21 protein-coding genes and 1 pseudogene are annotated in these 20,651 nt (G+C 44.4%); 13 read left to right on the top strand and 9 right to left on the bottom strand.

The window, feature by feature from the left end; all coding sequences use genetic code 11:
• Positions 1-6 precede the first annotated feature (6 nt).
• Together hemF and OCV11_RS00280 are read right to left on the bottom strand one after the other, a co-directional pair.
• Positions 7-921, bottom strand: a complete 915-nt coding sequence (hemF, locus tag OCV11_RS00285) for an oxygen-dependent coproporphyrinogen oxidase (protein ID WP_261894231.1) — start codon at positions 919-921, stop codon at positions 7-9.
• 57 nt (positions 922-978) lie between these two features.
• Complete coding sequence (locus OCV11_RS00280; protein ID WP_261894230.1) at positions 979-1,536, bottom strand: L-threonylcarbamoyladenylate synthase; 558 nt, start codon at positions 1,534-1,536, stop codon at positions 979-981.
• Positions 1,537-1,734: 198 nt separating this feature from the next.
• On the opposite strand from OCV11_RS00280, the gene purE reads away from it, so the two are divergent.
• Positions 1,735-2,220 carry a 5-(carboxyamino)imidazole ribonucleotide mutase gene (purE, locus tag OCV11_RS00275; protein WP_261894229.1) on the top strand — a complete coding sequence of 162 codons (486 nt, stop codon included), beginning with the start codon at positions 1,735-1,737 and terminating at the stop codon, positions 2,218-2,220.
• Positions 2,221-2,223: 3 nt separating this feature from the next.
• Entirely contained in the window at positions 2,224-3,357 is a 1,134-nt protein-coding gene (locus OCV11_RS00270; RefSeq protein ID WP_261894227.1) for a 5-(carboxyamino)imidazole ribonucleotide synthase, read from the top strand.
• A gap of 108 nt (positions 3,358-3,465) precedes the next feature.
• Here OCV11_RS00270 and OCV11_RS00265 read toward each other — a convergent pair whose 3' ends face one another.
• From OCV11_RS00265 to dprA, 3 genes are read right to left on the bottom strand one after another with little or no spacing between them, the layout of a single operon-like run.
• A complete protein-coding gene (locus OCV11_RS00265) occupies positions 3,466-4,041 on the bottom strand; it encodes a DNA topoisomerase family protein (protein ID WP_261894225.1) in 576 nt (191 codons plus the stop codon).
• Positions 4,042-4,056: 15 nt separating this feature from the next.
• Entirely contained in the window at positions 4,057-4,533 is a 477-nt protein-coding gene (locus OCV11_RS00260; protein ID WP_315972740.1) for a DUF494 family protein, read from the bottom strand.
• 2 nt (positions 4,534-4,535) lie between these two features.
• On the bottom strand, positions 4,536-5,651 hold the full coding sequence (gene dprA, locus OCV11_RS00255) for a DNA-processing protein DprA (RefSeq protein WP_261896329.1): 1,116 nt from the start codon (positions 5,649-5,651) through the stop codon (positions 4,536-4,538).
• 257 nt (positions 5,652-5,908) lie between these two features.
• On the opposite strand from dprA, the gene def reads away from it, so the two are divergent.
• Genes def through OCV11_RS00225 form a run of 6 tightly spaced genes read left to right on the top strand, consistent with a single transcriptional unit; the run spans position 5,909 to position 12,182 of the window.
• Positions 5,909-6,418, top strand: coding sequence for a peptide deformylase (def, locus tag OCV11_RS00250; RefSeq protein WP_261894224.1), 510 nt, complete (start codon positions 5,909-5,911; stop codon positions 6,416-6,418).
• A gap of 18 nt (positions 6,419-6,436) precedes the next feature.
• Positions 6,437-7,384 carry a methionyl-tRNA formyltransferase gene (fmt, locus tag OCV11_RS00245; protein ID WP_261894222.1) on the top strand — a complete coding sequence of 316 codons (948 nt, stop codon included), beginning with the start codon at positions 6,437-6,439 and terminating at the stop codon, positions 7,382-7,384.
• Positions 7,385-7,435: 51 nt separating this feature from the next.
• Positions 7,436-8,716, top strand: coding sequence for a 16S rRNA (cytosine(967)-C(5))-methyltransferase RsmB (rsmB, locus tag OCV11_RS00240; protein ID WP_261894221.1), 1,281 nt, complete (start codon positions 7,436-7,438; stop codon positions 8,714-8,716).
• Between the two features lie 58 nt (positions 8,717-8,774).
• Positions 8,775-10,151 carry a Trk system potassium transporter TrkA gene (trkA, locus tag OCV11_RS00235; RefSeq protein WP_261894219.1) on the top strand — a complete coding sequence of 459 codons (1,377 nt, stop codon included), beginning with the start codon at positions 8,775-8,777 and terminating at the stop codon, positions 10,149-10,151.
• A 12-nt stretch (positions 10,152-10,163) separates the two neighbouring features.
• Positions 10,164-11,609, top strand: coding sequence for a TrkH family potassium uptake protein (locus OCV11_RS00230; protein WP_261894218.1), 1,446 nt, complete (start codon positions 10,164-10,166; stop codon positions 11,607-11,609).
• A gap of 9 nt (positions 11,610-11,618) precedes the next feature.
• The gene (locus tag OCV11_RS00225; protein WP_261894217.1) at positions 11,619-12,182 is read left to right on the top strand and encodes a DUF3157 family protein; all 564 of its coding nucleotides are present in this window, start codon (positions 11,619-11,621) and stop codon (positions 12,180-12,182) included.
• On the opposite strand, the gene trhA is transcribed toward OCV11_RS00225, so the two are convergent.
• Together trhA and OCV11_RS00215 are read right to left on the bottom strand one after the other, a co-directional pair.
• Positions 12,179-12,823, bottom strand: coding sequence for a PAQR family membrane homeostasis protein TrhA (gene trhA, locus OCV11_RS00220; protein WP_261894215.1), 645 nt, complete (start codon positions 12,821-12,823; stop codon positions 12,179-12,181). The genes OCV11_RS00225 and trhA overlap by 4 nt on opposite strands.
• Positions 12,824-12,907: 84 nt before the next feature.
• On the bottom strand, positions 12,908-13,705 hold the full coding sequence (locus OCV11_RS00215; RefSeq protein ID WP_261894214.1) for a sporulation protein: 798 nt from the start codon (positions 13,703-13,705) through the stop codon (positions 12,908-12,910).
• A 296-nt stretch (positions 13,706-14,001) separates the two neighbouring features.
• On the opposite strand from OCV11_RS00215, the gene OCV11_RS00210 reads away from it, so the two are divergent.
• The 4 genes from OCV11_RS00210 (at position 14,002) to OCV11_RS00195 (ending at position 16,299) form a co-directional block, all read left to right on the top strand.
• Positions 14,002-14,169 (top strand): hypothetical protein, encoded by a 168-nt coding sequence (locus tag OCV11_RS00210; protein WP_261894212.1) that lies wholly within the window; start codon positions 14,002-14,004, stop codon positions 14,167-14,169.
• Between the two features lie 106 nt (positions 14,170-14,275).
• Positions 14,276-14,542, top strand: coding sequence for a YihD family protein (locus tag OCV11_RS00205; protein ID WP_261894211.1), 267 nt, complete (start codon positions 14,276-14,278; stop codon positions 14,540-14,542).
• Between the two features lie 132 nt (positions 14,543-14,674).
• Entirely contained in the window at positions 14,675-15,661 is a 987-nt protein-coding gene (locus OCV11_RS00200) for a serine/threonine protein kinase (protein ID WP_261894210.1), read from the top strand.
• A 38-nt stretch (positions 15,662-15,699) separates the two neighbouring features.
• Complete coding sequence (locus OCV11_RS00195; protein WP_261894209.1) at positions 15,700-16,299, top strand: thiol:disulfide interchange protein DsbA/DsbL; 600 nt, start codon at positions 15,700-15,702, stop codon at positions 16,297-16,299.
• Between the two features lie 58 nt (positions 16,300-16,357).
• Here the strand turns inward: OCV11_RS00195 and OCV11_RS00190 are convergent, their stop codons facing one another.
• Together OCV11_RS00190 and OCV11_RS00185 are read right to left on the bottom strand one after the other, a co-directional pair.
• Positions 16,358-17,242, bottom strand: coding sequence for an acyltransferase (locus OCV11_RS00190; RefSeq protein WP_261894208.1), 885 nt, complete (start codon positions 17,240-17,242; stop codon positions 16,358-16,360).
• 89 nt (positions 17,243-17,331) lie between these two features.
• Positions 17,332-18,660, bottom strand: a pseudogene (locus tag OCV11_RS00185) (YifB family Mg chelatase-like AAA ATPase); the annotation flags it as partial.
• Between the two features lie 65 nt (positions 18,661-18,725).
• Between OCV11_RS00185 and OCV11_RS00180 the strand changes: the two are divergent.
• The gene (locus OCV11_RS00180; RefSeq protein WP_261894207.1) at positions 18,726-20,417 is read left to right on the top strand and encodes a recombinase family protein; all 1,692 of its coding nucleotides are present in this window, start codon (positions 18,726-18,728) and stop codon (positions 20,415-20,417) included.
• Positions 20,418-20,651: the final 234 nt, after the last annotated feature.

Genomic DNA, 20,651 nt, shown 5'->3' with positions numbered 1-20,651 from the left:
CAGCTGTCACCACTCTCGAGGAACGAGATAGTCACTCAATTTTGCCTCAGCACTTTCCGGTGCAGGTTGATAGCCGTATTCCCATCGAGCTAAAGGAGGCATCGACATCAAAATCGACTCGGTTCGACCGCCAGTTTGCAAACCAAATAACGTACCGCGGTCAAACACCAAGTTGAATTCCACATAACGACCACGGCGATACAACTGGAATTGGCGTTCGCGTTCACCATAAGGCGTCGCTTTGCGTTTTTCAATAATTGGCACATAAGCCTTCGCATAACCTTCGCCCACCGCTTTAATGTAATCAAAGCAGGTAGCAAAATCCCATTGGTTTAAATCATCAAAAAACAATCCACCAATACCTCGCGTCTCTTCTCGGTGCGGCAAGAAGAAATAGCGATCACACCATGCTTTATGTTCGGCATAAACATCATCACCAAATGGTTGGCATAACGCTTTAGCTTGGTCATGCCAAAAATGACAATCTTCATCAAAAGGATAAAAGGGCGTGAGATCGAAACCACCACCAAACCACCAAATTGGGTCTTCTCCCTCTTTTTCAGCAATAAAGAAGCGGACGTTGGCATGCGATGTGGGAACATATGGGTTTTTGGGATGAATGACCAATGACACCCCCATGGCTTCAAAACGACGCCCTGCCAATTCAGGACGATGAGCCGTCGCAGAGGCGGGCATCGCATTCCCAGTCACATGAGAGAAGTTCACGCCACCTTGCTCAATCACTTCACCATCACGCAGTACCCGCGAACGACCGCCACCACCAAGACGTTCGCCAGGCTCGCGATGCCAAGCATCTTCAATAAATTCTCCGACACCGTCTGCCTTAGCCAGTTGTTGGCAGATATCATCTTGCAATGACATCAAAAATTGTTTTACGGCTGCTTTGTCTACGACTGACATGACTTTCTCCTCGTTAGGGCGACTTTCTATTTTTACTGTATCCGGTTGAGTGCGGATTTAGCCCTGTCTAATAACTTTTAATGTTTTCGCGTCACGAATTTCGCTTGGCTTGTTACGCCCACCCGTCTCACCAATCAATACTGCGACTAATTTGTCACCTAGCTGTTCCATCACTTCAGCAGTAGTCATGCAAGGTGGCTGACCAGAAAGATTGGCACTGGTCGAAGTAATCGGTTTGCCATAAGCCAAACACAATTTTTGTACTAACGGATGATCGGTAACACGCACAGCAATGGTATCAAATTGACCACTGACCCAATGAGATACTCGAGAGCTTGCTGGCATGATCCACGTGACTGGCCCCGGCCAGCTCGCTTTAACATGGGCTAATTGTTCAGCAGTCAATTGTTTCTCATCTATATAAGGAAGCAACTGTTCATAAGTAGCAGCGATTAAAATTAGCCCTTTCTCCACGGGACGCTGCTTTAGTGCGAGCAATTTTTCCACTGCCGCCACATTGTCAGGATCACACCCAACACCAAACACACCTTCCGTTGGATAAGCCAGCACTTCTCCTGCTTGAAGTGCTTGTACTGCTAATTCAAAGTTATTCACCACAACGTCCTACGCTGATCAATATTCTGTAATTTCCCTAGTGTACAAATTATCCGTTTAATCACCTAAACCAAATTGCCATTGCGAAAAATACCAGTGGAACACAACAGCTAGCGCAAACGTTTGCTTGCAATAAAAAACCCCGTATAATGCGCCCCGAATGCTCACTAAATAATTTAATGCTTGAAGGAGTTGGAGATGAAAGTTGGAATTATCATGGGGTCTAAATCAGACTGGCCAACAATGAAATTAGCCGCTGACATGTTAGATAAGTTTGGTATTGCCTATGAAACCAAAGTTGTTTCAGCACACCGAACTCCTCAACTTCTTGCAGACTATGCCACCAGCGCAAAAGAACGCGGTTTGAAAGTCATCATCGCTGGTGCTGGCGGTGCTGCGCATCTACCAGGGATGACCGCAGCATTCACCAGTCTTCCTGTTCTTGGTGTTCCAGTTCAATCGCGTGCACTGAAAGGAATCGATTCACTTCTTTCTATCGTACAGATGCCAAAAGGTATTGCTGTTGGCACACTAGCGATCGGTGAAGCAGGTGCAGCGAATGCTGGTATTCTAGCGGCACAAATCATTGGTACTCACGATGAAGAAGTCATGGCTAAAGTGGAAGCGTTTCGCGCAGAACAAACAGAAACTGTCTTAGCCAACCCAAATCCTGAAGAGGAATAAGCAATGCACGTATTGGTACTAGGTTCAGGTCAATTAGCACGAATGATGTCTCTTGCAGGAGCACCATTGAATATCACTATGTCTGCGTATGATGTGACAACCGATCGAGTTGTTCATCCGCTCACGCAAGCGGTGATTGACCAAACTCTTGATCAAGCTATTGCAGCGGCTGACGTGATTACCGCTGAATTTGAGCACATTCCACACGACATTCTCGCTATCTGCGACAAGAGTGGCAAGTTCCTCCCAAGTACTGATGCGATCAAAGCCGGTGGCGACCGCCGTCTTGAAAAAGCTCTGCTAGATAACTCTGGCGTGAAAAACGCTACCTATTACGTCATTAATAATCGTGCCGATTTTGATGCTGCAATTCAACACGTTGGCATTCCAATGGTATTGAAGAGCGCTCTTGGTGGCTATGATGGTAAAGGACAATGGCGTCTTAAAGATTCCACGCAAGTGGATACCATTTGGCAAGAGATGCAAGAGTGTCTCAATGGCTCAGCTCAACAAGCCATTGTTGCAGAACAGTTTGTAGCATTTGATCGTGAAGTTTCACTCGTGGGCGCTCGTAGCGCTTCTGGTGAAGTCGCTGTTTATCCTCTTGCAGAAAACATTCATGTAAATGGTGTTTTGAGCCTATCAACTGCCATTGATGCTCCCGAGCTGCAAGAACAAGCGAAACAAATGTTTACTGCGGTGGCCAATAGCCTAGATTATGTTGGTGTGTTAGCGATTGAGTTCTTTGATGTCAACGGTGAGCTACTCGTCAACGAAATCGCTCCTCGCGTACATAACTCTGGCCACTGGACCCAACAAGGTGCTGAAGTTTGTCAGTTTGAAAACCACGTTCGCGCCGTATGCGGCCTGCCTCTTGGCAGCACTAAACTGGTTCGTGAAACGGCCATGATCAATATCCTTGGTGAAGACACGCTGCCAACCGAGTTACTAGCAATGGAAGGCTGTCACATCCATTGGTATGGCAAAGGCAAACGCCCAGGTCGTAAAATGGGTCACATCAACGTGACTGCTGATTACAGTGGTGAGCTGCAACGTAAACTGTGTGAAATTGCTGGCTACTTAGATGCAAAAGCATTTCCTGCAGTACACGAAGTCGCGCAAAAGATTCGCTCTTAATGAACGACTAATCACTGATTACCAATAAAAAAACGGCGCTACTAGGCGCCGTTTTTAATTCTTCACTCAAAGATACCTCCACTATCGCAACTGACTCGCGATAGTGGATTACTCTTCTGCATCCACTTCCGTTTGTAGATGACCACATTTACGGTTTGCACATTGCAAACGCACTTTACCAGCCACTTTTTTTTCTACCAGTAATGGGAAACCGCACTCTTCGCACACGCCTTCAACAGGAGGCTGATTCACCGCAAACTTACACTTAGGGTAAGCATCACAGGCATAAAACATTTTGCCAAACCGGTTTTTACGTTCGATAAGATGTCCTTTACCACACTCAGGACACAACACAGTGCTCGCTGGTGTTTCTTCTTCTGGTCCATCTAACGATTCAATATGGTGACATTCAGGGTATGAACTACACCCGATAAACATACCGAAGCGTCCTTGGCGTAATACCAACTCACTACCACACTCAGGGCAAGGTACACCAAGCTCTTTAATAATGTGTCCATCATTTTGATGCAGTGGTTTGATGTATTCACAAGACGGGTAATGGCTACATCCTAAAAAAGGGCCATGCTTACCATGACGAATAACAAGTGGGTTGCCACATAGAGGACAAGCTTCTTGAGCTTGTCCTGCAGAGGAAAATAAAGGTTGGTCTGATTTACCGCTCATGTTGCCTATCTTAGGTTAATGGAGAATGCCCTGTTCTTTGGTATAAAGCAGCTCTTCCATTAGCGTATAAGCATTTTCATTACCGGGTACGTTAAACAGTACCATTAGGATTATCCATTTCAGATCATCCAATTCAAACTCATTGGTTTCTAAGCCCATGACACGGTCGATAACCATTTCACGAATATCGGGAGTCAACACTTTGATCTGCTCTAAGAACAGTAGAAAACCACGAGATTCAAGATCTAAGCGTTCCATCTCTTTAGGAGAGAAAATTCGCATCGAAGTCATTGAACTGGTTGCAATAGCGGAATGTTCATCCGTTTGCTGCAACGCAGCCAGCTCTTCTAACCAATTAAGGGCTTTGTAGATATCTTTTTGGTGAAACCCTGCTCGAAGAAGTTCATCTTCTAGCTCATCTTGATCCACTTGTAACTCTGCGTCACTATGGATATACGTTTCAAACAGATACATTAAAATATCCATCATCATAGCTAGCCCCTCCCCTTACGAATATAGCCACCGGAAACTGCAACCACATGCCCTGAGAGCTCTAGCTCTAAAAGCTGTGTCATGACATCTTGCACGGGTATATTGGTCCGGCTTGCAAGAATATCAACTGGTGTGGCTTCTACTCCTACGTTAGCTAACAGCAGGGGAAATGGCAATTGTTCTTCGTCATTTAGGGGAGAAAAAAGTGTTGGCTGAGCCAAGTTCTGCTGATTAATCGACCAATCCAGCATTGCACCTAACTCTTCAAGGATCTGAGCCACGTTTTGCACTAAACATGCACCTTGGCGAATTAGCTCGTTACTGCCTGCATAATTGGACTGATAAATCGTCCCTGGCAGCACAAACACTTCTCGGTCTTGCTCCGTGGCATATCGAGCAGTAATCAAAGAGCCACTCTTTAATGCCGCTTCTACCACCAGCACCCCTAACGACAAACCGCTAACAATACGATTGCGCCGCGGAAAGTGTTCTGCTCTTGGTTTGGTATCAGGGCGAAACTCAGAGACTAAAGCTCCTGAGTGTCGAATACGCTCCGCTAATTGGCGATGACGAGCAGGATAGAGATGATCAAAGCCCGAGCCGAGTACTGCGATTGTCTTCCCTTGTACCGTGAGAGCACCATCATGGGCATAGCCATCAATACCTAAAGCTAACCCACTGGTAATCACCATCCCTTGCTCGACCAACTCGCGAGCGAACTGGTGCGCCGCACGCTGACCATCAATAGTCGCATTACGACTGCCAACAATGGCAATTTGAGGCAGAGATAAGCATTGAACATCACCTTCAACAAACAGTACTGGCGGTGCAGCGGCAATTTCTTTTAATAAAGGAGGATATAAAGGGTGTTGCGGTATCAAAATCGTTCTCAGCGCATTCGCTTGCTGCCACTCTAGACAGAGCTCAGCTTCACGTATCGCTTGTGATTGCAAATAGCGGATTTGATCATCTTTAAGACCTAACGCCTGCCACTGAATACTTGAGTAGGACAACAGCTTTTCAGGCGCATCATGACTTAATAGTCGCGATAAGTTTTTCATCCCCAAGCGAGGCGTAAAACTTAGCGCCATCCACGCTCGTAATGATTCATCTTGCACCATCGCCTACCTCTGACTCAGCTGTCATTTTGCTCAAACCATGTGCCAGCAAACGTCATTTATATGGGTTGTTATTGGATAAAAAAAACCAAAAACCGCACAAAATATAGGGTAAGATAGCGACACAATTTGTTAAAAAGAAACACGTAAAATACGTAGATTTGATGCAGAGATGCTGTCATTTGGCGCTTAAAATGTCTAGAATTGAGCCAATAAGCTTTTGCCTGTTTCGGCACAGTTCAACATTTTGAGTGTATATGTCTGTATTGCAAGTATTAACATTTCCAGATGATCGTCTTCGTACCGTTGCGAAACCGGTTGAAAAAGTCACACCTGAAATTCAGAAAATCGTCGATGACATGATTGACACCATGTATGACGAAGAAGGTATCGGCCTTGCCGCAACTCAGGTAGACATTCATCAACGCATCGTAGTTATCGACATTTCAGAGGAACGTAATGACCCAATGGTGCTCATTAACCCTGAAATTTTGGATAAACGTGGTGAAGATGGCATTGAAGAAGGCTGCTTGTCAGTTCCAGGAGCACGTGCTCTTGTACCTCGTGCAGCAGAAGTGACGGTCAAAGCACTCGACCGTGACGGTAATGAATATCAGTTTGAAGCGGATGATTTGCTCGCGATTTGCGTACAACATGAGCTTGACCACTTAGAAGGTAAGCTGTTTGTCGATTATCTATCGCCTTTAAAACGCAAACGTATCAAAGAAAAGTTGGAAAAGATTAAACGCTTCAACGACAAAAACTAGAATTATAGAGAGGTAACCTTGAGTCAATCATTACGTATTGTCTTTGCAGGGACTCCGGATTTCGCCGCCCGTCATTTGGCGGCGTTATTGTCTTCGGAGCATGACGTTATTGCAGTGTATAGCCAGCCAGACCGACCAGCAGGTCGCGGTAAAAAACTCACTGCTAGCCCAGTAAAAATGCTCGCCTTAGAACATGATATTCCGGTTTATCAGCCAGAGAATTTTAAATCTGATGAAGCAAAACAAGAATTAGCCGATCTCAACGCCGATATCATGGTGGTGGTTGCTTACGGTCTTTTGCTACCAAAAGATGTACTTGAGACACCAAAACTTGGTTGTATCAACGTTCATGGTTCGCTACTTCCACGTTGGCGTGGTGCTGCACCGATTCAACGTTCAATTTGGGCAGGCGATGCTGAAACTGGCGTCACTATCATGCAAATGGACGTAGGCTTGGATACGGGTGATATGCTCAAAGTGGCAAAATTACCTATCGAAGCGACCGACACCAGCGGTGCAATGTATGAAAAACTCGCTGAGCTAGGACCACAAGCACTCCTAGACTGCTTAGCAGACATCGCAGCAGGAAGTGCAGTTGCCATTAAGCAAGATGATGAACAGGCTAACTACGCGAAAAAACTCAGCAAAGAAGAAGCCCAAATCGATTGGACCATGGATGCTGCAGCTATTGAACGTTGCGTACGCGCCTTTAATCCATGGCCAATGAGCCACTTCTCCGTTGACGATAACTCGATCAAGGTATGGCAAGCCCGTGTAGAAAACATGGCAACATCCAAACCTGCTGGCACCATTGTAAAGGCCGATAAAACCGGCATTTACGTTGCAACAGGTAAAGATGTCCTGGTTCTGGAGCAACTCCAGATTCCAGGAAAGCGTGCTATGCCAGTACAAGATATCTTAAACTCCCGTGCCGCTTGGTTTGAAGTTGGTACACAATTGAATTAATCTCGCGACCCTATATTTATAGGGTCGATGTCTTTTTAAATAGGTTTCTCCATGAATGTTCGCGCTGCGGCTGCCCAAGTTCTGTTTCAAGTAGTTGATCAAGGGTATTCACTTTCAGCGGCTTTACCTGCTGCTCAACAGAAAATAAAACCACGAGATCACGCTCTATTGCAGGAGATGTGTTACGGAGCTCTTCGCTTTTTACCTCGTTTAGAGTCGATTGCTAATGCATTGATGGAGAATCCATTAAAAGGTAAACAACGCATTTTCCATCACCTGATTCTGATTGGTATTTACCAACTGAGTTCAATGCGTATTCCTGCTCATGCAGCTGTTGGTGAAACTGTTGAAGCAACTCAAGATTTACGTGGCCCTCGTCTGCGTGGCTTGATCAACGCAGTACTGCGTAGTTATCAGCGTCAACAAGAAGAGTTGGATGAACAATCCATTAGCCACGATGCCGGTAAATATGGCCACCCAAGCTGGTTACTAAAACTGCTTAAAACAAGCTACCCAGAACAATGGGAAAGCATTGTTGAAGCGAACAATGTGAAAGCACCAATGTGGCTGCGTGTGAATAGTTCACACCATGATCGCGATGAATACCAAGCGCTATTGGACGAACAAGGTATTGAAACCACTATTCATAGCCAAGCAGAAGACGCATTGAAATTAGCCAGTCCTTGTGACGTGACTAAACTGCCTGGATTTGAACAAGGTTGGGTATCGGTACAAGATGCAGCGGCGCAATTGTCTTACCACTACCTAACACCTCAAGACGGGGAAACGATTCTTGACTGCTGTGCAGCTCCTGGCGGTAAAACTGCCCATATTTTGGAGCGTACCGCAGCAAAAGAAGTGGTCGCGATCGATAATGATGAGACTCGTCTAAAACGTGTCTATGAGAACTTAGATCGCCTCAATCTACGCGCAACTGTTCTTTGTGGCGATGCTCGCTACCCACAACAATGGTGGAAAGGCGGGCAATTTGACCGTATTCTGCTCGATGCACCTTGTTCAGCGACTGGCGTTATTCGTCGCCACCCTGACATTAAGTGGCTACGTCGTGCTGAAGACATCCAAGCACTTGCCGATCTGCAAAGTGAAATTTTGGATGCGATGTGGCAGCAGTTAAAACCTGGTGGCACTTTAGTTTATGCTACCTGTTCGATCACACCTCAGGAAAACACCCTGCAGGTGAAGGCGTTTTTAGAGCGAACCGCAGATGCTGAGCTTATCGGCTCAGATCGCGAGCAACCAGGACGTCAAATCCTCCCTGGTGAAGAGGATATGGACGGTTTCTATTATGCCGTTCTGACCAAACAAGCGTAACAAACAGCAAGCAGAGGCAGCATTCGCTGCCTTTACTGCAAATGAAAGAGAACAAGGTATGAAAATCATCATTCTTGGAGCAGGGCAAGTCGGTGGAACCCTGGCTGAAAACTTAGTCGGAGAAAACAACGACATAACTATCGTTGATAAAAGCAGCGATCGCCTGCGAGAACTACAAGATAAATATGATTTGCGAGTCGTTACTGGCCACGCCAGTCACCCCGATGTGTTACGTGAAGCTGGTGCGCAAGATGCCGACATGTTGGTTGCGGTAACCAATACCGATGAAACCAATATGGCCGCGTGTCAGGTCGCATTTTCTCTGTTTAACACCCCAAACCGAGTCGCACGTATTCGTTCTCCACAATACTTAGCAGAAAAAGAAGCTCTTTTTCAATCGGGTGCGATTCCAGTCGACCACCTGATCGCCCCAGAAGAACTCGTCACTAGCTATATTGAACGCTTAGTTCAATATCCGGGTGCGCTACAAGTGGTGAGCTTTGCAGAAGAAAAAGTCAGCTTAGTTGCGGTGAAAGCCTATTATGGTGGCCCACTGGTGGGTAACGCTCTCTCAGCACTGCGCGAACACATGCCACATATCGATACCCGTGTAGCTGCAATTTTCCGTCAAGGTCGACCAATTCGCCCTCAGGGCACCACCATCATTGAAGCCGATGATGAAGTGTTCTTTGTTGCGGCAAGCAACCACATCCGTTCGATCATGAGTGAACTACAGCGACTCGAAAAACCGTATCGCCGTATCATGATTGTTGGTGGGGGTAACATTGGTGCTAGTTTGGCAAGAAAGCTAGAACATAACTACAGCGTTAAACTGATTGAACGCAGTTATCAACGTGCAGAACAGCTTTCTGAAGAGCTGGAAAACACCATCGTATTTTGTGGTGATGCTGCAGACCAAGAGCTACTGACCGAAGAAAACATCGACCAAGTCGACGTGTTCATTGCGCTTACTAACGAAGATGAAACCAACATCATGTCGGCCATGCTTGCAAAACGCATGGGAGCGAAAAAAGTGATGGTGCTCATTCAGCGTGGTGCGTATGTTGATCTGGTTCAGGGCGGTGCAATTGATGTCGCCATCTCGCCACAACAGGCAACCATCTCTGCACTGTTAACTCACGTACGTCGTGCTGATATCGTTAACGTTTCATCATTACGCCGCGGTGCTGCTGAAGCAATTGAAGCCGTTGCACACGGTGACGAAAGCACATCCAAAGTCGTGGGTAAAGCGATTGGGGAAATCAAGTTGCCACCGGGCACCACCATTGGCGCGATCGTGCGTGGCGATGAAGTGTTAATTGCTCACGACAACATTGTGATTGAATCTGAAGACCACGTCGTCATGTTCCTCGTGAACAAGAAATACGTTTCTGACGTCGAAGCCCTTTTCCAACCAAGCCCATTCTTCCTATAGGTTATTGGCGTTATGCTAAATCTACGCCCCATTTTATTCGTACTAGGGTTAGTGTTATCTAAGCTAGCCCTTTTTATGTACGTGCCAACTCTCGTGGCTTTTGTCACCGGGACTGGCGGCTTTATTAGCTTTGCCGAAGCTGTCATTATCACTCACATCGGCTCTTTTATTTGCCTGACCATGGGGCGAACCAAAGACTTTCGCCTCAATGTGCGTGATATGTTCCTTATCACCAGTTTGGTATGGACGATTGCCAGTGTCTTTGCTGCGTTGCCGTTCGTGTTTATCAACCATATCAGCTTTACCGACGCCTACTTTGAAACCATGTCCGGAATTACGACGACAGGTTCTACGGTACTGAGCGGATTGGATCATATGGCTCCAGCCATTTTGCTGTGGCGTTCGATTCTACAATGGTTAGGCGGGGTTGGGTTTATCGTAATGGCAGTAGCCATTTTGCCCATGCTCAACGTAGGTGGGATGAAACTGTTCCAAACCGAATCATCCGACTGGTCTGATAAAAGTAGTCCTCGCGCCAAAACTGTCGCGAAAAACATCGTGTCGGTGTATCTGATTTTGACTGGTCTTTGTATCATCGGTTATATGCTCACTGGCATGACACTGTTTGAAGCGATTAACCATGCGTTCACCACTCTTTCCACCGGTGGATACTCTACTTCCGATGGCTCAATGAATCACTTTTCAAAAGGAGCGCATTGGGTAGCGATTGTGTTTATGTTCTTGGGTGGTTTGCCATTTTTACTCTTGGTGACATCAGTACGGAAACGTCGCCCACAAGATATTTTCCATGATGCTCAGGTGCGTGGTTTTTTCTGGTTATTCATGATTACTAGCCTGACGGTGGCTATTTGGTTGACCTTGCATAACCACTATCCGTTTATTGATGCGCTGCGAGTATCGATGTTTAACATCGTTTCCGTGGTCACTACGACCGGATTTGGCTTGGATGACTTTACCGCATGGGGTGCACTACCAAGCACCATGTTCATCTTCTTGATGATGACTGGTGCATGTTCAGGCTCAACAGCAGGTGGGATTAAAATATTCCGCTTTCAAATCGCGATGGCTTTGCTGAAAAAGCAAATGCTGAATCTGATTCACCCTAATGGTGTATTTGTACAACGCTATAACCAACGTCCAGTTAATGAAGATATCGTTCGCTCAGTGGTCGCATTTGGTATTACGTTTGGTCTTACCATCATTGTCATTGCTGGAATTCTGTCTGCGATGGGACTCGATCCTATCACCAGTATCTCAGGCTCAATTACAGCGGTATCTAACGTGGGTCCTGGTATGGGCAAAATCATTGGTCCAACAGGCAACTTTGCCACCTTACCCGATGCAGCCAAATGGGTTCTAAGCTTTGGTATGCTGATGGGCCGTCTGGAAATTTTGACCATTTTGGTTGTGTTCTTCCCCGCCTTCTGGCGTCGTTAAGGTAATAAAATGAAAACCATGATTTCTGCTCTTTTGTTGGTTTGGGCCAGCATGAGCCAAGCATCCGAATTGGTCACCTTGAAAGATGGTCGCCAAATTCAAATCAACAATGATTTTACATGGCAGTATGCTCAACCACAGAAGAAGGAAGCCATTGAAGCCGTAACAAAATCAACGCCAGCAGTGGTAGCGGCACCAATCGTTCAGCCCAAGATACAAGGTACAACGGTTGATTTAAGTAGCAATAAGCCACTGTTGCAATTAAGTGACTCTGGTGTCGATGTGGTATTGAATGCAGCCAACTACAGTTATGGTGAATTAGTCATTCCAACCGCTATCACCAACCAAAGCCGCCAGTCGGTGATTCAAGTTCAGATTCAATGGTCATTGTATGATGAGCAAGGTAACCGGCTCCAAGAAGGGAATAATGCGGTGTGGCAATCCATTAAGCGCATGGGTGATACTTACTTGCGCCCACAAACCGCAGCGGACGGTAAAGCACTGCACATCGCAGTACCTTCCCATAACCGCTATCAGCTGAAAGCGACAATCTCAGCAGTAGAAACGCGCTAAACCGGCTGAATATAAAAGTAAATCGCTAGAAAATGGCAGGCACACCCTGCCAACACAAAGCCATGCCAAATTGCGTGGTTAAACGGAATTCGTTTAGCCACGTAAAAAATCACACCTAACGAGTAAACCACTCCGCCTAAAGCAAGTAGTGTCAATCCTCCGACATCGATGTGCAGCGCCAATTGATAAATCACCGCAAGCGACAACCAGCCCATCACCAAATAAGTAATCAGTGAAGCGCGTTTAAAACGATACACAAATGCCACTTTCATAATGATACCAATCAGAGCAATTGCCCAGATAACAATCATCAATCCAATCGCTAAGGGGGTTCGTAACCCAACCAGTAAGAAAGGGGTATAGCTTCCGGCGATCAATAAATAAATTGCACAATGATCAAAGGTCTTGAGCCAACGTTTGGCTTTTTGATGAGGAATGGCGTGATAGAGCGTAGACGCGAGAAACAGCGCAATCATACTGCCGCTGTAAATGCTCATGCTGGTGATGGTGAGAGCGTCAGCACTATGTTGTACCGCTTTAAGCAGTAACAACACTAGACCGACAATGCCGAGAATCAACCCCAATCCATGACTGATCGAATTGGCAATTTCTTCTTTTAGGCTGTATTCATGACTCGACATAGGCACCTACATTGTTGACGTGTCTTCGAGCTGCAGTATGGCACATTCAACTTACACATGTAAGCTGAATGTACTCATGCTAAATTAATTTTCCATTTCATAACGTTCGAGAGCAGCAACGATCACTTGCTGTGCATCCTTATCTGCACAACCATTATGCAATGTGAGATGACTCTTCACGGCTCCCTGACTGACCTCATCACCAAGGAGGGTTAAATGTCCTCGTTGCGGCCGGTCCACATCAAACCAAATCTGAATCGCTTCTTTGTCGCGATACGCAAAAAGATCCAATTCACGAAGAGCCCCCTGATAGGGACCATAGATAGGTACGAGTTCAAACTCTTGGCCAAATGGTAGAGCAAACCCATCAAGCGCTTCACACTCAACTTGGCGCAACCTTAAACCGTAAGACTCAAGAGCAGCAAAAATACTGTCGAGCAGATGATCAGGACGTACCGTAACACTATGTTGTTCTTTAACGAGCGGCTGCTCATTGCCTAGCTCAGTATCAAGCCAAACCTTGTTATCGCCGATGGTCACAGGCGTATTCCAAGGCACTTCCAATGTGGCTTCCACCAATTGGGTTTCCCCTGGCTTAATAACGAGCGCGTCAGCTAATGACCAGTGAGCTAACGTGTAGGTTTCATCGACTCGTTGTCGTAATGGTACAAAATCCGATTCCGTATCCACTGCGGCTTCTGCGATATAGCGACAGCGCAGTTTTACATCAAGATGCTCAATCACCTGCTCTTGTGCACCACCGTAAATATGAAGATGAACTTGTACTTTTTGCCCCGGATACAACACATCTTGCTGCAAAACGGCTTCGACTTTAGCAGCCCCTATTCCAAAGCTTGAGAGGGTCTTTTTAAGTAATGACATACACACCTCCTATCACTGAGTTAACGTTCATACTAACGAGAAACTGGTGCAAAACTCAACAGTGGTTAACAAATAACCTATTTCTTTAGTCTAATATACGCTGGTTAACTATCGACCAATGTTAACCAAAATGTTAACCTTGCGCCGATATGACGTCATATCAAGTCCTGAGCAAGTATTTAGGATCGGCACTTGCCAAAAAGAGCCACCCTTCACCACTTCGCAGTATGAAGATCAACTCATAGTTGCTTAGGTTTTTCATCGGCAATGGATGTGCCTGACAGTTAGGTAGAACAATGCGACCAACAACCGTCAGGTTTTCACAAACCAACCGTAGCGCAATGCGCCGCCGTAATGGCTTTGCTTACGCTACTGTTGCTAAAAAAACCGCGCCAGCAGCATCACTTGTAGAACGAAATGTGCATACCACATTACCGGAAGCAAACGTTGTTAAGGCAGCTTAATTAAAAAGCGCAGAATCACTGCGCTTTTTTCTTATCTCTCAATTGGTATTCTGCCCACAATTTGGTACCTTTAAACCAAATCATTACAATAATTGTGGAGAAAGCCATGACATGCCATCGCGTAGAAGAACTGCTCGAACTTCTAGAAGCTGAGTGGGATAAAGACTCTGAAATGAGCCTAATTCAATTTTTAATCAAACTTGCTGGTGAAGCTGGTTTCAAACAACCGCTCGCAGAACTGACAGACGACGTTTTGATCTACCATCTAAAAATGCGTAACAGTGATAAAACCGAAGCGATTCCGGGTCTGAAGAAAGATTACGAAGAAGATTTTAAAACCGCTATCCTTAGAGCTCGCGGTCTTATCGACTAACGTTAAAAACAGTAGCTGAACTAGGCTACTGTTTTTTCTTTTGCTTATTTAGCACCTCAGTAAAACTAATTCCCCATTCCTCGTCTGTCATGGTTACAATAACTGTATTATTCACTGGTCATGACGGTCTCTATGACACAAGCCAATTTTAATTTTGATGCGCTGACTCCCGATTTCATGTGGTATGCCTTAGAAAGCATCGGCATTCGTGCTGAATCAGGCCTACTACCTTTAAACAGTTATGAAAACCGTGTTTATCAATTCACCGATGAAGAACGACATCGCTATGTGGTGAAGTTTTATCGACCTGAACGCTGGAGTGTGGAGCAGATTCAAGAAGAACACGACTTTGCCCAAGAGCTCGTTGACCATGAGATCCCACTCGCTGCACCGATTGAGATTAACGGTCAAACCATACATCACTATCAAGGTTACCGTTTCGCGCTATTTCATAGTGTCGGAGGGCGTCAATTTGAAGTAGATAATGACGAACAACTGGAGTGGGTGGGTCGCTTTCTCGGTCGAATTCACAAAGTGGGTGCCGCGCGTTCTTTTCAACATCGTCCAACCATTTCGCTAGACGAATATCTCTATCAACCTAAAAAGGTGTTAGAGCATGCCGACTTTGTCCCTCTGCATCTACAAAATGCTTTTTTCAGCGATTTAGATCTGCTTATTCGCACCATTGAACCTTTATGGCCAGCTAAACAACAGCTCATTCGTCTGCATGGCGATTGCCATCCAGGGAATATTTTGTGGCGCGATGGCCCTATGTTTGTCGATTTAGACGATGCGCGCAATGGTCCAGCAGTCCAAGATCTATGGATGCTGCTCAATGGCGAACGTGCTGATAAATTGGTACAACTGGATATTCTACTTGAAGGTTATCAAGAGTTTTGCGATTTTAATGAACACGAATTGAAACTAATCGAACCATTACGTGGTCTACGAATGGTGCATTACATGGCTTGGTTGGCGAAACGTTGGAATGATCCTGCTTTTCCTCTCGCTTTCCCTTGGTTCAACGATCCAAAATATTGGGAAAGCCAAGTATTGGCATTTAAGGAACAAATTGCTGCTTTAGCCGAACCACCATTGTCACTTACACCACAGTGGTAACTAATTTCAGCCGATAAAGAACAACAATGGAGAACCCCATGAAAAAGCTGTTTGCCCTCGTTGCAACTCTCATGTTGAGCGTATCTGCATACGCTGCGCAGTATAAGGAAGATGTGAACTACAAGGTTCTCGATCAACCACACTCAACTCAACCTAGTGTTGTAGAATTTTTCTCTTTCTATTGCCCACACTGTAATGCCTTTGAACCTATTATTTCGCAACTAGATAGCCACCTCCCTGATGGCGTAAAACTAGAGAAAAACCATGTCTCTTTTATGGGTGGCAATATGGGCTTTAACATGAGCAAAGCTTTCGCCACTATGGTTGCTTTGAATGTTAAAGACAAAATGATTCCAGTGATGTTTGACCGCATTCATAACCAACGTAAAGCACCACAAAATGTTGAAGAACTTCGTCAAATTTTCGTTGATCATGGCGTAGATGGTAAAAAGTTTGATGATGCTTTTAACGGCTTCGCTGTTGATTCAATGGCACGTCGTGGAGACAAAGATTTCCAAGCAAAAGGCCTACAAGGTGTTCCTTCTATCGTTGTGAACAACCAATATTTAGTAGAAATGGGCAGCTTAAAATCCATCGATGAATTCTACGACCTTGTAAACTACTTGCTTAAAAAATAAGTCGTTATCAAGTTAATCGATTAAAAAAGGGAGCCATTGGCTCCCTTTCCTTTTGATTCTACTGTGCTTTATGAATGGTTTTTAGTGTGGCGTCTTTTTCTTCCCAAACGGTGTTCAACCACTGGTTAAACTGCCGCTTGTATTGCTTATCGTTAAAGTAATCACCGGTCACTTGTTCATTCATCGGTAAGATATTCACTTTCACCACAATGCGCTTCATTCGTCCCATCAACATGTCACGAAAAGGCTTTTCCAAGTTATCCGGATACGCCAACGTCACATCAATAATGTTTTCAAACTGTTCTCCCATCGCCGCCAAGGTATAAGCGATACCGCCAGTTTTCGGCTGTAGCAAATGTTGGTATGGAGAACGGGTTTGGCGACACTTCTCTGGGGTAAAACGCGTACCTTCAACGTAGTTAACTACGGTCGTTGGGTTGTATTTGAACTTACTGCACGAGCGACGCGTTGTTTCTAAATCTTGGCCACGTTTTTCTGGGTGACGCAATAGATACTCGCGTGTGTAACGACGCATAAATGGCATATCCAAAGCCCAACAAGCCATGCCTACAAATGGCACATAAAGCAGTTGTTGCTTGAGAAAAAACTTCGGCATGGGAATGCGATCTTTAAACACACTGCAAAGTACGACGATATCTGTCCAGCTCAGGTGGTTACTGATCATCAAATACCAGCCATCTTTTTTCAACTCGTCTAAACCCTCAATGTTCCACTCGACACGGTTAGAAAGCGCAAGTATGCCTGTATTGACGGTTGCCCACAGCCACATTGATTTATCTGCAGCTCGAGTTGCCCAGATTTTCATTTTTGCGGTTGGCAAGAATAACTTGATGATGGCAATCAGGCAGATGATTAACGAGTTAACTGCCGTGTTGAACAACACCAATAACACATTGATAACTAAGAGAGGGTAAGCCAGCATAATACAACTACAAAGAGCGAACAAAAAAACAGCGTGTAATTATACTAGCTTAATCCTTTTATGAAATGTTTCTTTCGATGGTCAGACAACTAGACCGACTGGGCCGTTAACTGTTTCAATAGTCTATCCATCGCCCGGTAACCTAAGGCCTCAGCTAAATGTACTCGTTGAATTCGCTCCTCGCCCTGCAAATCTGCAATTGTGCGCGCCACCTTGATAATCCGGTGGTAAGCCCGAATCGACAACCCCAATCGATGTAAGGCACTTTCTAAAAATTCCGCATCGGCTTTTTCCAACTGGCAATAGCGTTCAATCTCTCGACTCTGCAGCAGCGCATTCACTTTACCTGACCGCGCCAACATGACCTCTCTTGCTTGCAAAACTCGTAAGCGAACTTCTTGGGTCGATTCACCGCGATCGCCGCCATTTGCCAGCATACCTTGAGGCAGCGCAGGGATCTCTATCGACATATCAAATCTATCCAACAACGGACCAGATAAACGGCTAAGGTAGCGCAGAATCACCTGCGGATTGGCTCGAGCCTGATTCCCCTCATAATAGCCTGTTGGGCTCGGATTGAGCGCTCCCACCAGCTGAAAACGGGCCGGAAACCGTGTTTTGCCCTGTGCACGTGAAATAATGATTTCTCCCGACTCAAGCGGCTCACGCAGTGAATCCAGCACCTTACGTTCAAACTCTGGCATCTCGTCCAAAAATAATAAACCGTTGTGCGCCAGAGAGATTTCGCCTGGTCTTGGAATCGTACCTCCGCCAACCAATGCCGCCATGGAACTAGAGTGATGAGGTGCACGAAATGGTCTGAGCTTCCAGTTATGTTGATTAATTTCTTGTTGAGTGAGTGACGCAACCGATGCGGTTTCCATCGCCTCCTCATCACTCATCTCCGGCAAAAGGTCGCACAGGCGAGATGCCAACATGGTTTTCCCAGTGCCTGGAGGCCCTAGAAAAAGTAAGTTATGGTTGCCAGCCGCTGCTATTTCTAACGCTCGCTTGCCCTGCTGCTGACCAATGATGTCTTGCAGATCGCGTGTTGAGTTGGATGTTGCAACTGGCGTATTGGTTTGAAACAGAGATAAAGTTTTTTGCCCACACAACTGAGCGCACACATCTAAAAGAGTTCGAGCCGACTTATGGGTATCCTTGCCAACTAACGCGGCTTGATCGCCATTTTCATCCGGCACAATTAAGCAGCGGTTCTCACGGTTAGCAGCCAATGCCGCAGGTAAAACGCCTTTGACCGGACGTAAATCACCCGACAATGCCAGCTCACCTAAAAACTCATAGTGATCTAAATGAGTGGCTGGAATTTGCTCTGCAGCCGCCAAGATCCCTAACGCAATTGGGAGATCAAAGCGTCCGCCCTCTTTGGGCAGATCCGCTGGTGCCAAATTCACTGTGCTTTTTAATATAATTTACAGGAAAGAATTTATGTTAAGATTTGCATAATCTAAGGAGCCTAGTGATGCAAAAAATTATATACCCATACGTTCGGTTTAGCAGTGAACAACAATCTGGCGGTAGTTCTTACAAGCGACAGCTTGGCGATATTTTAAAGTATGCGAAAGAGAACGGCTATACCGTAAATGATAGTCTTGAATTGAGAGATTTAGGCTTATCAGCGTATAAAGCCGATCATATCAAAAAGGGCTCACTAGGCGATTTCTTTGACGCTATAGATACGGGAATTATTGAAACAGACGGAACTGCTTATCTGTGTGTTGAACAATTTGACAGGCTCTCACGACAAAGTTTAGACGATGCCTCTGATGTATTGAGAAAGATACTTAGATCGAATATCAACGTCATAACGCTGATGGATAAGAGGGTCTACACAAAAGAAAGTCTCAATGACTTAATGAGCGTTATGTATTCATCTATGCTCATGGCTCAGGCGAATGAAGAAAGTGCAAAGAAATCAGAACGGATTCTAAAGAGTTTTGACGCTAGACTAGACGCATTACATGACGGTAAACAAATACAATATGTTGGGATTTTTCCCGGTTGGATCGACAATAAAGGTACTAAGAAAGAAACAAATTTTGTTTTAAATAAAAAAGCTGAGATCGTAAAAAGAATATTCAAAATGTATATAAATGGAATCTCTTTTAACGAAATAGCAAGGACTTTAAATTATGAAAAAACTCCACAAGTGGCAAAAAAAAGACAAAAAAACTTTACTAACCTTTGGAGTTCAGCAAAAGTAAATCACATTTTAAAAAATCGCTGTGTATTAGGTGAATTGTACATTCGAAAAACTGGTGATACATTTAAAAACTACTATCCTCAAATCATTTCAAACGATGATTGGGATATAGTTCAATCTATGACTAAAACAAAAAAAACAATAAAAACATCAGGACGAAATTCAATAAACATCTTTACAGGAAAAATATTTTGTTCTGGCTGTGGCCAAAAATACTATTTTGAAACTGATGATAAAATTTTAAAGTCAGGTAAAAAATATTATCATATGCTTAAATGCTCTGGTAGACGTGGGCTACAATGCAAAAGTGCATCTATTAAATATGATGATTTTCTAATATCAATGCCTAACATGTTCGGTTTAATAGATACAAAACCACAAGACAATAGTGATAAAATCAAAAAAATAAAAGAAAAAATAGCCGAGATATCAAGTTATTCAAAAAGTATTAATGAAAAATTATTATTACTTGAAGAACTTAACAATAATGACGAACTAGATTTTACAATATATCTTAAAGAAAGTTCAAAACTACAAAAGCAAATAAGAGAGAATGATGCACGTATAGCCAGTTTCAAAGTTAGCATATCAAGATTATCAAGTGATAATAAATTAGATTATTTTGACAAAAACGATCCTATTTCAATAAAAAAAGCAAAAAAATTTATAAATGAAAATTTTGCAGGATTTATAATATCAAGCGATTCCAGAAACTGCACTGCTTTATATAACAATGGTCAAATCATTTACTTTAAAGTGAAAAATAGCAAGATAGAAAAAACAAAGAATATTATTGAAAAAGCTGATGGTTTCAAAGAATTTTTCGATCTTAAAGAGGAAGTAGTTCAAGCATATAAAAATGGCACTATGGACGGACGTTTTTCTGAGATATTAAAAGCAACAAATTTCTGGGGAATTGAAACTCCAGAAAAATATTACACTTTCGAATAATAATCCCTCACTAGTCAAAATCAGAGCAACCCCATAGGGTATCGGGGGGTGTGGGGGAGACTTGCCCCCCACATTTCCTACCCAAATTTTCAAAATGATCCGTCCTTTCATTTTTCGACCAATCGAACAAGGAAAATTTCTACTCGCATACGCTCAAACACACGTAAGAAACTTACTCGTAATTACCTATTAAAAGCAGATACAAGAGAGCAACTTAAAAAATAGCTTAAAATA

The sequence above is a fragment of the Vibrio porteresiae DSM 19223 genome (assembly GCF_024347055.1).
Classification (GTDB): domain Bacteria; phylum Pseudomonadota; class Gammaproteobacteria; order Enterobacterales; family Vibrionaceae; genus Vibrio; species Vibrio porteresiae.
The sequence above is the reverse complement of the archived record's forward strand: the minus strand, read 5'-3'. Positions and strand labels throughout refer to the sequence as shown.

Bases quoted from the DNA above. Each gene is read 5' to 3' on its own strand.
- trkA (WP_261894219.1), top strand. From the start codon at position 8,775: ATGAAAATCATCATTCTTGGAGCAGGGCAAGTCGGTGGAACCCTGGCT.
- OCV11_RS00200 (WP_261894210.1), top strand. From the start codon at position 14,675: ATGACACAAGCCAATTTTAATTTTGATGCGCTGACTCCCGATTTCATG.
- OCV11_RS00195 (WP_261894209.1), top strand. From the start codon at position 15,700: ATGAAAAAGCTGTTTGCCCTCGTTGCAACTCTCATGTTGAGCGTATCT.
- OCV11_RS00270 (WP_261894227.1), top strand. From the start codon at position 2,224: ATGCACGTATTGGTACTAGGTTCAGGTCAATTAGCACGAATGATGTCT.
- OCV11_RS00225 (WP_261894217.1), top strand. From the start codon at position 11,619: ATGAAAACCATGATTTCTGCTCTTTTGTTGGTTTGGGCCAGCATGAGC.
- OCV11_RS00190 (WP_261894208.1), bottom strand. From the start codon at position 17,242: ATGCTGGCTTACCCTCTCTTAGTTATCAATGTGTTATTGGTGTTGTTC.
- OCV11_RS00205 (WP_261894211.1), top strand. From the start codon at position 14,276: ATGACATGCCATCGCGTAGAAGAACTGCTCGAACTTCTAGAAGCTGAG.
- OCV11_RS00215 (WP_261894214.1), bottom strand. From the start codon at position 13,705: ATGTCATTACTTAAAAAGACCCTCTCAAGCTTTGGAATAGGGGCTGCT.
- OCV11_RS00265 (WP_261894225.1), bottom strand. From the start codon at position 4,041: ATGAGCGGTAAATCAGACCAACCTTTATTTTCCTCTGCAGGACAAGCT.
- purE (WP_261894229.1), top strand. From the start codon at position 1,735: ATGAAAGTTGGAATTATCATGGGGTCTAAATCAGACTGGCCAACAATG.
- OCV11_RS00230 (WP_261894218.1), top strand. From the start codon at position 10,164: ATGCTAAATCTACGCCCCATTTTATTCGTACTAGGGTTAGTGTTATCT.
- def (WP_261894224.1), top strand. From the start codon at position 5,909: ATGTCTGTATTGCAAGTATTAACATTTCCAGATGATCGTCTTCGTACC.
- trhA (WP_261894215.1), bottom strand. From the start codon at position 12,823: ATGTCGAGTCATGAATACAGCCTAAAAGAAGAAATTGCCAATTCGATC.
- rsmB (WP_261894221.1), top strand. From the start codon at position 7,436: ATGAATGTTCGCGCTGCGGCTGCCCAAGTTCTGTTTCAAGTAGTTGAT.
- OCV11_RS00260 (WP_315972740.1), bottom strand. From the start codon at position 4,533: ATGATGATGGATATTTTAATGTATCTGTTTGAAACGTATATCCATAGT.
- OCV11_RS00180 (WP_261894207.1), top strand. From the start codon at position 18,726: ATGCAAAAAATTATATACCCATACGTTCGGTTTAGCAGTGAACAACAA.
- OCV11_RS00210 (WP_261894212.1), top strand. From the start codon at position 14,002: ATGCGACCAACAACCGTCAGGTTTTCACAAACCAACCGTAGCGCAATG.
- hemF (WP_261894231.1), bottom strand. From the start codon at position 921: ATGTCAGTCGTAGACAAAGCAGCCGTAAAACAATTTTTGATGTCATTG.